Source organism: Pleomorphochaeta caudata, from assembly GCF_055395745.1.
The window spans coordinates 510,352-522,457 of record NZ_AP042458.1 but is presented as its reverse complement, the minus strand read 5'-3'; the positions used below and the strand labels follow the sequence as shown (position 1 = coordinate 522,457).

The window sequence follows — 12,106 nt, the reverse complement described above, 5'->3', positions numbered from 1 at the left end:
GCAACAGACATAAATTATTAAATTTTTTATTCTCTGTTTAAAATATAGATAAAGGATAAAATTATGAAAATAAAAAGCAGTGATAATTTATATGATGTAATAACTAGATACCCTCAAACAAAAGAATATTTTATTAATAAAGGAATTAAGCAAGTTGAAGATAATTTGATTTTATCAACATTAGCAAAGAGAATTACAATAGAAACTATTACAAAATCAAAAAAAATTAATACTAACTTATTTATTGATGAATTGAATCAAATATTAAATCAAGAATCTATTGATTTAACTTTATCTAAAGAAGTAAGCAAGGAAGCTGCAACCATAAAATTAGATGGCGTGCTTCCTTGCCCAATTCGAATTCCATTATTAGAGTCTTTTGATAAATGGCTTAAATTAAAGGATTGTGAAAATATTATTAATTATGAGTTGAAAGCAGCTTCAATGGGAGTAGATTGGCTTAAAAATAATATGAAAGAAGAATCATTATCTGATATCTTTTTATCTGCAGGTTTTGATTTATTCTTTGATGATAAATATATAAACCAATTTAAGAAGAAAAAAGTTTTTAAAGATCTTATTCCTTTTGAAAAATATAATTCTGATTTTGATAATGATTATATATCATTGAAAGACCCAAAAGGTGATTATTCAATTTTAGGTGTTGTTCCAGCCGTTTTTTTGATAAATGAAGAAATAATAGATTTTAATGAGGCTCCAAAATCTTGGGAAGAACTTATAAATGGAAAGTTTGAAAATAAAGTAAGTTTACCAGTAGGAGATTTTGATTTATTTAATGCTATTCTTCTCAACATATTTAAAAAATATGGACTTGATGGTGTAAAGAAATTATCAAAAACTTTATTAAAAGGTATGCATCCATCTCAAATGGTTAAATCAAATACTTTAAAAGAACAGCCTGCAATAACTATAATGCCATATTTCTTTACTAAAATGATAAAGTTTGGGGGGGCAATGAAAGCAATTTGGCCAAAAGATGGAGCAATTATTTCTCCAATTTTTATGCTTACAAAAAAAGAAAAAGAGAGTGAATTATTAAAATTTGTTGAATATTTTAGCTCTAAAGAAGTTGGTGAAATTTTCAGTCATAAGGGATTATTTCCCTCAACAAATCCTGATGTCGATAATATGATTCCAAAAGAAAATAAATATATGTGGTTAGGTTGGGATTATATTAATAATACTGATATTGGAAAAACATTAGATGTTTGTTTGGCTACTTTTGAAAACTCTAAGGAGGAATAAGAGTGAATTTAATTACAATTTCAGGGCCACCGTCCTCAGGAAAAACTTCAGTAATTGTTAAAACTATTGATTCTTTAAAACAAAGGAATTTAAAAGTTGGAGTTGTTAAATTTGATTGTTTATATACAGATGATGATATTATTTATCAAAAACTAGGTATTCCAGTAAAAAAAGGGTTATCAGGTTCCCTTTGTCCTGATCATTATTTTGTGTCTAATATTGAGGAAGTTACACAATGGGGCGTCAATAAAAACTTAGATGTTTTAATTACAGAATCGGCGGGGTTGTGTAATCGGTGCTCCCCATATATTAAAGATATTAAAGCTATATGTGTTATAGATAATTTATCTGGGATTAATACTCCAAAAAAAATAGGTCCTATGTTAAAAGCAGCAGATATTGTAGTCATAACAAAGGGTGATATTGTGTCTCAAGCAGAGAGAGAAGTTTTTTCATCTAGAGTTAGACAAGTTAATTCAAAAGCTATAGTAATGAATGTAAATGGATTAACTGGGCAAGGAGCTTTTGAATTATCAACTTTAATTGTAGATAATAATCAAATATGCAGCGTAAAGGGCAAAGAATTAAGATTTTCTATGCCAAGTGCATTATGTTCATATTGTTTAGGGGAAAGAAGAATAGGTGATGATTATCAACTTGGAAATGTTAGAAAAATAGATTTGGAGGATAAATGAATAAAAAAGAATTTTTGAATATAAAAATTAATAAAGTTATTGAAGATTATCCTTTTATGGCTGATTTTTATAAAGATTATGAGAGTATTTTTACTGATTATGAAAAAAGTGCTTTTGAAAATATTGATACTATCAATGATGTTGAAGCAGAAGATTTAGCCCTTGATAAAGAGCTACTTTTAAATAATACATATCAGTTTTTTAATCAAATGTTTGAATTCTTAGGATTAGAAAAAGACAAGGTTGAGAATATAACAATTTTGAGGGGTTATAATAAAAATAAGGATAATGAATTATACGATGTAACTATAAATGTTGGAGATATTGTAGCTATAGTTGGCCCAACAGGATCTGGTAAAAGTAGATTGCTCTCAGATATAGAATGGATTGCAAACAGAGATACTCCTACTAAAAGAAAAATCTTAATTAATGGGGAAACTAGGGATAAGGAATGGAGATATTCGTCAACAAATAAATTAGTAGCACAATTATCCCAGAATATGAATTTTGTAATGGATTTAAGTGTTAAAGAATTTTTAGAATTACATGCCCAAAGTAGATTGGTTGAGAATGTTAATGAGATTGTTGATAAGATTATTAATGAAGCAAATTTACTTGCTGGAGAAGCATTTGACTCGAATTCTCAAATAACAAGTTTGTCTGGTGGACAATCAAGAGCTTTAATGATTGCTGATACTGCAATACTATCAAAATCACCTATTGTTTTAATTGATGAAATTGAGAACGCTGGAATTGATAGAAAAAAGGCTTTAAATTTATTAGTCAAAGAAGAAAAAATAGTTTTAATTGCTACACATGATCCAATTTTAGCACTAATGGCAAATAAAAGAATTGTAATAAAAAATGGGGGCATAGATAAAATAATTATGACCTCTGAAACAGAAAAAAAGGCTCTAGAAAAATTAGAAATTATAGATTTAGAACTCATGAAATTAAGAAATGAAATAAGAGAAGGAAATGAAATAAATTTTTAAAAAATCAAAAATTGAATAGTCTAAAAAAAAAGTTATCATTTAATAAAATATTATAACATGATATAATGAGCTAACTTTAGATAATTTGGGGAAGCTAAATGTAAAAACTAGTTGTTATTTTGTAATAATTGGTAAGATATATTTATGACTTTTTATTTAAGTTGTGCTGTTATATATGATAGAGAGTTATAGTTTTTATTAATATAATATATGTATATTTATATTTTATACTTTATGACATAGGGGATAAGTGTTGGTATTGTATGTAAATGTATTGTTATTATAATAAGTTGCAGTCTTAATTAAAATATTATAGCTCTTGATGTGCTGGCATGGTTAAAAATTAGTTTACTAGCTATAAAGGTGCATTTGATACATCTATATTTTATTTGATGTAGTAAGGGGTGTTTTAATGAGTCTTTTTTTGTTAATAGTAATTATATTATTCTTTTTTCTTTTGCTATCAATTGGACTGTTCTTTTCCAAGCGTATTTATTCTAATGATGATTTTGCTGTAGCAGATAGACATGTTAGTTCAATAGTTTTAGCTGGAACTTTATCTGCGACTGTTTTAGGCTCAGTTAATACATTAGGTGTTTATGAAAAAGCTTATGGACCATTTGGTCTTTCAGCGACTTGGTATATATTTGCTATGGTAATTGCTTTTTTAATAATGACAATTATTGCACCTAAAATAAGAAAGTTAGAATTAAAAACAGTTTCAGAATTTTTTAGAAGAAGATATGGTAAGACTGTAGGTTTAGTTGTTGCTGTTTTTATGATTTTTCCTTTGATTGCATTAACTTTAGTCCAATTTATTGCTGGCGCTAAAATCTTATCAATTATATTGAATGTTGATTATAAAATTGCATTAACCATAATAGCTTTTGTTGTAATTACTTATACAGCTCTTGGAGGTCTAAAAGGGCTTGTAGCTTCCGATACTCTACAGTTTATAATTATTTTTGTTGGATTCTTATTAGTTATTCCTTATTCATTTAGAATGAGTAGTAATTTTTCAACTGCAGTTTGTAATGTTCCTCTTTCAAAAATAAATTTTTTCCAAGGTATTAGTATTTCTACTATTATTGCTTTAATAATTATGTTTATTGCAAATTTTACAGTTGGACAAGAAATTTCTTCAAAATATTTTTCAATTAAGCACTCTTATCACGTTTCAAAAGTTTTTATAATTACAGGGTTTGTCCTTTTTGTTTTTGCATTTTTTCCTTCATTATTAGGAATAGTAACTTTGGCATTAGAACGTATGGGACGAATTGATGGCTCTATTATTTTTGTGGATGGTATTAAATATGGCTTACCTAATTTTGTTTTTAATTATATGCCATCATTTATTATTGTATCCTTATTTGTTGCTTTATTGGCTGCAACAATGAGTTCTGCAGATTCTTTGATCTTTTCCATTGGTGTTATTTTTGCAAATGATATTTATAGAATATATATTAATAAAGATGCGAAAGATTTAGAAACCATAAAGGTTTCAAGAATCTTTATAGTAATAGGTGGAGTTGTTGCTTATGTTTTAGCAATTTTTTGTAAAGCATCTTTAATTAAAGTGTTTATATTCGCTATTTCATTAAGAGCAGCAGGAATCTTTTTCCCTTATGTATTAGGTTTAGTATGGAAAAAAGCTTCTATTATTGGTGTTTTTGCTTCTTTATTGTTTGGAAGCGCTTCCTATGCACTTTTAGCTATTAAAAATATCTTTATATTGGGGTTAGAGCCAATTTTAATAGCATTATTTATTAGTCTTGTTGCTTTTATATTATTTAGCAAATTTTTCCCACCTGAGGTTGAATCGGTTGAACTAAGTGTTGAAAATTATTATTTATAGTAACTAATTTTCTGATTATTTAGCCATTTGCCTTTGTAATAATATATAACAAAAATAATTGCACTTAATGTCCAAGTAACAGGATATGCTGAGAAAACTACTTTGATATCATAGTAGAATTTTAACACTATCGTAATGTAAGTTACTCTAAACACACACCAGAACAATAACATTACAGCCATTGGTATGACGGATTTACCCGCTCCTCTATATATTCCTGCCATAGTATGTGACATGGCTAATTGGAAAAAGAAAAAAGCTGAGATTCGTGCTTTTAGTACACCAATTTCTATTACTTCTGGATTGTTAGTAAAAAGTAATATTATTTTTGGCGCAAAAATAAAAATAATTACACCTAAAGATTGAGCAAGAATAGTCGCTGATAAAAGTCCAAATTTTGTGCCTTTTCTAACTCTATCGAATTCTCCAGCTCCAATATTTTGGCTTGTAAAAGTAGTCATTGCCATTGCAAAGCTTGTTACAGGAATAAAAGCAAAGCCTTGAATTCTCATCATTACACCATTTCCAGCCATAGCTATTGGTCCAAAAATATTAATACTAGATTGGACAAAAACATTAGCTATAGAAATTACTGAATTTTGTATCCCTGATGGAATCCCAACAGCTAAAAATTGTTTTAAGATTGGAACATCAATTTTTATTTTCTTGAATTGAACTCTAAAAATATCTTTAGTTGTAAATAATATTCTATAGGCTAAAATAGCACTAATTCCTTGACTTATTATAGTTGCAATTGCAGCACCTTTTGTTCCAAGATTAAATATAATTACAAATACTAAATCTAAGATAATATTTGAGACTGATGCAATAATTAAGAAATATAATGGTCTTTTACTATCTCCCATAGCTTGTAATATTCCACTTGCACTATTGAAGAAGACTAAAGCACTAATCCCTAAGAAATAAATTTGTATATATCCTCTAGCATCCTCTAATACGGAATCTGGAGTTTGCATTAATTTTAATATATAAGGGGTTAAAAAATATCCCATAATGGTTAGAAAAATGCTACTTAAAAATGCAAAAGCAACAGTTGTATGAACGGCCTTTTTTACATTTTCGTAATCTTTAGCACCAAAAAATTTTGAAATTACTACCCCAACCCCAATAAAAATTCCAGTAAATAATCCAACTAATAAGAAAATTAAAGGACTGCAAGAAGTAATAGCTGCTAAAGCTTCTTTACCTACATAGCGCCCTACAATAAGAGTATCAACAACCATATATAACTGTTGAAATAAATTCCCTAGAAAAATAGGAAAAGCAAAAAGAAGAATGTTTTTGCTTATTGAACCAGAGGTTAATAATTTTGTATTTGTTTTCATGATTATAATTAAAGTATATCAATTATAATTTATAGTAAAGCTAGTTTTTGTTATTTGTTATAACAAAATCCATAAGTTGAAAAAACAACTTATGGATTTTGATTAGTTAGAAATATTTATACAAAAAGAGATATGATAAAGACTATTACAATTGTAGTAATACCCATTACTGCAGTAACTCCAGTTTGACATTTATATGCTTGTTTTGTATTCATATCACTGAATTGGGATACTACCCAGAAATATGAGTCATTAGCATGTGAAACTGTCATTGAACCTGCACCAATAGCCATAATTACTAATACTTTTGCAATTTCGCTATCAAAACCTAATGTGCTCATTAATGGTGCTATCATTGCTGATGTGACAATCATTGCAACAGTAGAAGCTCCCATTGCAGTTTTAAGAAGTGCAGCAATAATAAAAGGTAATAATACACCAATATTTAAATGAAGTAATGATCCAGCTAATGCATCAGCAATTGGTAATGTTTTTAAGATAGCGCCGAAAGCACCACCAGCACCTGTGATTGCAAGAATTCCAGCAGCATTAGTTACACCTTGTGTTACCCAATTTAATTTATTAGGTCTTTCTGATACCGGAATTAAAGTTGTTGCAATTGCGATACCAATTAATAATGCTACAACTGGGTTACCGATGAAACTAAAGAAAGTTGCAATATGACCAGTACCAAATGGGCTAGAAGGGAAATCAGCAATAGATTTAAAAGCAATTAAAATAATTGGTACTAAAATAGGAGAAAAAGAATGAAGAGCTGAAGGTAATTTACCATATTTATCTTGTAATTCTTCAACTGTATTTTCAGGATTTGCATCAATATGTACTTTTGAAGCAACTTTTTTTGCATAAATTAAACCAGAAATAGTTGCAGGAATTGAAACACAAAGACCAATTAAAATTGTTAAACCTAAGTTAGCACTTAAAGTACCTGCCATAGCAATAGGCCCTGGAGTAGGTGGTACTAAACAGTGTGTAGCATATAACCCAGCTGAAAGAGCAGTTGCTAAAATAGCTAAACTTTTATTACTTTGTTCTGCTAAAGCTCTAGCAATAGGGGATAGGATAACGAATCCTGAATCACAGAAAACAGGAATTCCAGTTACATAACCTGTTGCTGCCATAGTTAGAGCAGATTTATCTTTTCCTACAATGTGTAGAATTGAGTTTGCCATAGTTAAAGCTGCACCAGTTTTTTCGAGAATAGTACCAATGATTGTTCCTGCTAAGATAACAATACCAATAGAACCTAAGATACTACCAAATCCATTTTTTACAGTATTGATTACTGTAATAGCATCCATTCCACAAAGTAGACCTACAACAATTGAAATTGTTGTTAAAACTATAAATGGATGAATTTTTAATTTGCTTATGGCAAGAACCATAGCAATTACTGCAAGAATGATCACTGAGAACATATAAATAGCTGACATTCTTTTCCCTCCTATAAAATCTCGGAATTATCCGTCTTTTTTATATGCATAATTGCTCTAAAGAAATAGGATACAGTAAAGCAATTACAATTATTTAAATTACAAATTTCTAGAATTTTATTTACTCTATAAATACAAGTGTTTTTATGAATGTTTAATGAATTAGCCATAGCTTGAATTCTTCCATCATTGTTTATATAGGCATCTATTGTTTGATAAATCCAATAAGAGTGCATATTATCTAATTCATTTATTAAATTTTCATAATATTTTGTTAGCAAATCTCTGGAATTTATATCAAAAGCTAGTAAAGCTAAATCATCATAATTGGTGCAATTATAATATTTTCTATCATGAGGGATACTCATAAATGATTTAGAAATCATTGCCGCAAAACTTAACTCATTTAATTGATGAATTTTAGGACTAAATACAATTTTAGCAATATTTTTTTGATTTAGAGCTGAAATGAAATCGTTAGTAGTTAAGCTTTTTTCAAAATCACTTTTTAAAATTAAATAATGGGAAGGGTATTCAATTAATAAATCATTATTACTATTTATTAATTTATTATCTCTTAAGAATTGATATGTCGTATTGTATTGTGCTTTTTTTGATTCAAAAGAAAATAAAACTAATTGTAATGGAAATTTTAGAGAAATTCCTAATGCATCGATAGTTTCAAGAAATACGTTTTCATTATTTTTTGAATATAGAATTTCAGACAGATTAGAACGTAATTCAGTTCTTCTTTGTTCTTTTTGCATATATGCTGCTTGATCTAAAAAAAGGGAGGTGCTAATACTTAAGAGGTAAGCGGTTTGTTTAACTTCATCAGGGTTCCCAAATATTCCAATTACAGCTACTGCTTTTCCCTTTTTTATTATTGGAATATTTACACCTTGCTTAGATCCTTCAAATTTATCGATTTCATTTGGATAAATTAGGATTTCTTTTTTTTCATTAATGGCTTTATAAGCTCCAGAGTGAAAAGTTCCAATTCTTTTTTCATCACTACTAGCTATGATAATTCCATTTTCATCCATTAAATTTACTGTGTTAGGCGCAACTATTGAGGCTGTTTTAGCAATTATTTCTTGAGCTATTGCTTTAATATTTTTTGCACTCATAATAAAATAATGTCTCCTGTAGCTACATAATTAGCTTCTATATTTTTTTCTTTTTTTAATTGATTAGTTATTTGTTTTCCACTGCAATGTAGAAAGTATGTTTTTTTAATGCCAAGATTTAATAATTCTTTAGAAGTCGAAATAATTCTATCTTCGTCAACAGCATTTAAATGAACACCACCAATAACAGTATCTATATTTTTATTAAACATAGAATTAACACTTTTTATAATTGATAATATTCCTCTATGAGCACAACCTACAATTAGTGTTAATCCAGTTTCAGTTTCTTTTACTAATGCAATTTCATCTATGAAATTATCTTTTGTTAGAGTCTCTAAGTTTCCATTAACGAATCTAGAGGGAATAATTTCGTGTTCATAGTGTTGCTTAAAATTTGTAACAATATATAAAGACTCTTCTAATTTATAAACATCCTTATTAATTTCATTTATTTTAATGGATTTATCTTGTAGATATTTCTTGTCAAACCCACAACCTAAATATGTGATAGTACTATCGTTTAGTGCATATTTTTCTTTAAAAAAGTCTTGTCCAACATAAATGTTATCAATCGAATGATTATCTAAAAAGGATAATAAGCCACTACAATGATCATAATGACTATGGGATAGAATAACTGTTTTAATATCTTTTAAATTAATATTCATTAATCTTGCGTTATATTCAAAAATCCCAGTAGATCCCATATCAAATAAGTATTTATTTTTATCTGTTTCTATTAGTATTGATAATCCATGTTCAGTTTTAGTAGATAGAAGTTCGCTATGAGTGTTTTCAAGCAAAATAGTACATTTGTCCATATTTATGTTTTTTCCTCGCTGATAATAATTATTAAACGTAAAAAAGCTTAGGACAATTGTATAAAAGTACGAATTTTTATAAAACTATTTAGACCTTTATATATAGGTTTATGATAAAGTTTTTTTGATATTAAATGAGATTTTACTTATTTTTTAATTAATTAATTAGGTTAATAGTACGAAAATATTTTTTTTAGATATGTGTGATAAACATAAAAAGCATAATAGTTCTTAATTGTTATCTTTTGCTTTTAATAATCTATCTTTAGAATTTAAAAAGTGATTTTCAATTGCCTGTTGTGCTTCAATAAAATTATGATGATTTAAATTATTGGTTATTTGTAAGTGTTCAATTAATGATAAATTTAAATTGTTAATATTTCTATTATAATAATTTGTGTAAAATTTTAATGAATTATAAATTTCCAATAGTTTTTTATTGTCTGAATATTCAATGATTTTCTGATGAAAATCTTTCTCTGATTTTAAGTAATCATTTATAAGATTTTCTTCAATTCCGTTGGAAAATTCATCAAAGAGATGAGTTAATTTTTCAATTTTGTTATAGTCTATTTTTGTTGAAAATAGTTTTATAGCAATACTTTCAATTGCAGCTAAAATATCAAAAGCTTCTAAGATTTCTTTTTTAGAAATTTGTTTTATAAAAAATCCTTTTCTAGGTACATAGGTTAAATAATTTTCCCCTACTAGTTTATTTAATGCTGCATTAATTGGAGTTAGACTTATATTAAATTTATTTGATAATTCTAATTTATTAATTTTTCTATTTATCGGAAGTACATGATTATCCAATAAATTTTTTATTTCTTCATAAATATAATCATTAATGTTTTTATTTTCTATTTCCATCAATTATTCTCTTTGATTTAACTCATTAATTAAATTGTTTTTTGTGGATGCATAAATATGATAATGCATTAATTGTGAAGCGCTAAAAGAATCTTTTGAAATCAATAAATCTAGAATGTTTTTATGATCTTCTAAAATCTTTTCCATTGGTTTTAATATATCTATTGAATACATTAAAGGAATATATTTATTTAAAATGTCTGAAATTATATTATCCTTTGAGCTTTTAATAATTATTGAATGGAATTGATTATCTAAAGTTTTAAATTTGATTTTATTACCTTCACTAATAGAGAGCTTCATGTTTTCTATATTTTCTTTTAATTCTTCAATTTGTTCTTCTGTTATAAATTTGGCAGATAATTCACAAATATAAGGTTCGAGTTTACCTCTGATTTCAAATATTGATAATAAATCTTCTTTTGAGAAAATCTTTACTCTACTTCCTCTTCTAGGGATTGTTTGAGTTAACTGTTCACTTGATAATCTACGTAATGCTTGTAGCAAAGGAGTTCTGCTTATACCTAATTGTTTAGCTAATTTTTCTTGATTTAATTTTTCTCCAGGTTTTAATTCACCAGAGATAATCATATCTTTAATTTTTTTATAAGCTTTTGTCGTTAAATCTTCAAACATTATGTGATTATCATTTTTATACATTAGAGGAGTTTTCCTAATTTATTTATTAACAATATTTATTGGTGTGTTGTTAATGAAGTTTTTAATATTATCAACAGCAATATCCATTAATCTTTGTCTACTTTCTTTTGGTGCCCAAGCAATGTGTGGGGTTATTATACAATTTGGATGAGTACACAATTTATTATCTTGTTCAGGTGGTTCATGAGTTAAAACATCCATTGCAGCACCGCTTACTTTTTTACTTTCTAAAGCTTGGTATAATGCTTCTTCATCAATTAATGCTCCACGGGAAGTATTAATAATCATAACACCATCTTTTACTTTTGATAAACTTTCTTTGTTAATAATTTTTTCAGTTGCTGGAGTTAGAGGACAATGTAGTGAGATTATATCACTCTCTTTTAAAACAGTATCTAAGGATACATATTCAATGCCTTCTTTTTCCCATTCTTCTTTTTTTGAGGGATTATATGCAATTACTTTTAGTCCAAAGCTTTTTGCTATTATACTTGTTTGATGTCCTATTTTCCCAAGTCCAATAATTCCCATAGTTTTGCCATATAATTCAATTAATGGATAATCCCAAAAAGCAAAATCTATTGAATTTGCCCAAGCTCCAGTGGATACTTTTTCACTATGATGTCCAACTCTATGGCAGAGTTCTAATAAAAGGGCAAATACAAACTGAGCTACAGCAGTTGTACTGTATGTTGGAATATTTGTAACAATTATTCCATGTTCTTTTGCAGCTTTGGTATCTACAACATTATATCCTGTTGCAAGGACACCAACGTATTTTATATTTTTACATTTTTCAAAGGTTTCTTTTGTTAAAGGTGTTTTATTAGTTAAAACAACTTGTGCATCTCCAATTCTAGATACAATATCACAAGCTTTTGTTCTATCATATATTATGGTATCACCTAAATCTTTTAATTCATTCCAACTTAGATCACCAGGATTTAAAGTATATCCGTCTAATACAACAATTTTCATATAAATTCCTCGATTATTAATAAAATATCTTGT

At 27.4% G+C, this 12,106-nt stretch carries 11 protein-coding genes; 4 read left to right on the top strand and 7 right to left on the bottom strand.

What is annotated here, in order from left to right:
• The first annotated feature begins 63 nt into the window (after positions 1 to 63).
• The 4 genes from ACZ5RS_RS02400 (at position 64) to ACZ5RS_RS02385 (ending at position 4,811) form a co-directional block, all read left to right on the top strand.
• Complete coding sequence (locus ACZ5RS_RS02400; protein WP_464637282.1) at positions 64 to 1,266, top strand: ABC transporter substrate-binding protein; 1,203 nt, start codon at positions 64 to 66, stop codon at positions 1,264 to 1,266.
• Positions 1,267 to 1,268: 2 nt separating this feature from the next.
• Entirely contained in the window at positions 1,269 to 1,961 is a 693-nt protein-coding gene (locus tag ACZ5RS_RS02395) for a GTP-binding protein (RefSeq protein ID WP_464637281.1), read from the top strand.
• On the top strand, positions 1,958 to 2,956 hold the full coding sequence (locus ACZ5RS_RS02390; RefSeq protein ID WP_464637280.1) for an ATP-binding cassette domain-containing protein: 999 nt from the start codon (positions 1,958 to 1,960) through the stop codon (positions 2,954 to 2,956). Before ACZ5RS_RS02395 ends, ACZ5RS_RS02390 begins: the two co-directional genes overlap by 4 nt.
• Before the next feature lie 412 nt (positions 2,957 to 3,368).
• Positions 3,369 to 4,811 (top strand): sodium:solute symporter family protein, encoded by a 1,443-nt coding sequence (locus ACZ5RS_RS02385; protein WP_464637279.1) that lies wholly within the window; start codon positions 3,369 to 3,371, stop codon positions 4,809 to 4,811.
• Here ACZ5RS_RS02385 and ACZ5RS_RS02380 read toward each other — a convergent pair.
• The 7 genes from ACZ5RS_RS02380 to ACZ5RS_RS02350 all read right to left on the bottom strand — a co-directional run bounded on the left by ACZ5RS_RS02380 (position 4,802) and on the right by ACZ5RS_RS02350 (position 12,073).
• A complete protein-coding gene (locus ACZ5RS_RS02380) occupies positions 4,802 to 6,157 on the bottom strand; it encodes an MATE family efflux transporter (protein ID WP_464637278.1) in 1,356 nt (451 codons plus the stop codon). The two genes, ACZ5RS_RS02385 and ACZ5RS_RS02380, sit on opposite strands and share 10 nt — an antisense overlap.
• Before the next feature lie 116 nt (positions 6,158 to 6,273).
• Positions 6,274 to 7,611 carry a GntP family permease gene (locus ACZ5RS_RS02375; RefSeq protein ID WP_464637277.1) on the bottom strand — a complete coding sequence of 446 codons (1,338 nt, stop codon included), beginning with the start codon at positions 7,609 to 7,611 and terminating at the stop codon, positions 6,274 to 6,276.
• 11 nt (positions 7,612 to 7,622) lie between these two features.
• Complete coding sequence (locus tag ACZ5RS_RS02370; RefSeq protein ID WP_464637276.1) at positions 7,623 to 8,741, bottom strand: CdaR family transcriptional regulator; 1,119 nt, start codon at positions 8,739 to 8,741, stop codon at positions 7,623 to 7,625.
• Positions 8,738 to 9,565, bottom strand: coding sequence for an MBL fold metallo-hydrolase (locus tag ACZ5RS_RS02365; protein WP_464637275.1), 828 nt, complete (start codon positions 9,563 to 9,565; stop codon positions 8,738 to 8,740). Before ACZ5RS_RS02365 ends, ACZ5RS_RS02370 begins: the two co-directional genes overlap by 4 nt.
• A 231-nt stretch (positions 9,566 to 9,796) precedes the next feature.
• Complete coding sequence (locus ACZ5RS_RS02360) at positions 9,797 to 10,435, bottom strand: GntR family transcriptional regulator (protein ID WP_464637274.1); 639 nt, start codon at positions 10,433 to 10,435, stop codon at positions 9,797 to 9,799.
• Between the two features lie 3 nt (positions 10,436 to 10,438).
• Positions 10,439 to 11,095, bottom strand: coding sequence for a GntR family transcriptional regulator (locus ACZ5RS_RS02355; RefSeq protein WP_464637273.1), 657 nt, complete (start codon positions 11,093 to 11,095; stop codon positions 10,439 to 10,441).
• Between the two features lie 18 nt (positions 11,096 to 11,113).
• A complete protein-coding gene (locus ACZ5RS_RS02350; protein ID WP_464637272.1) occupies positions 11,114 to 12,073 on the bottom strand; it encodes a D-2-hydroxyacid dehydrogenase in 960 nt (319 codons plus the stop codon).
• Positions 12,074 to 12,106 lie beyond the last annotated feature (33 nt).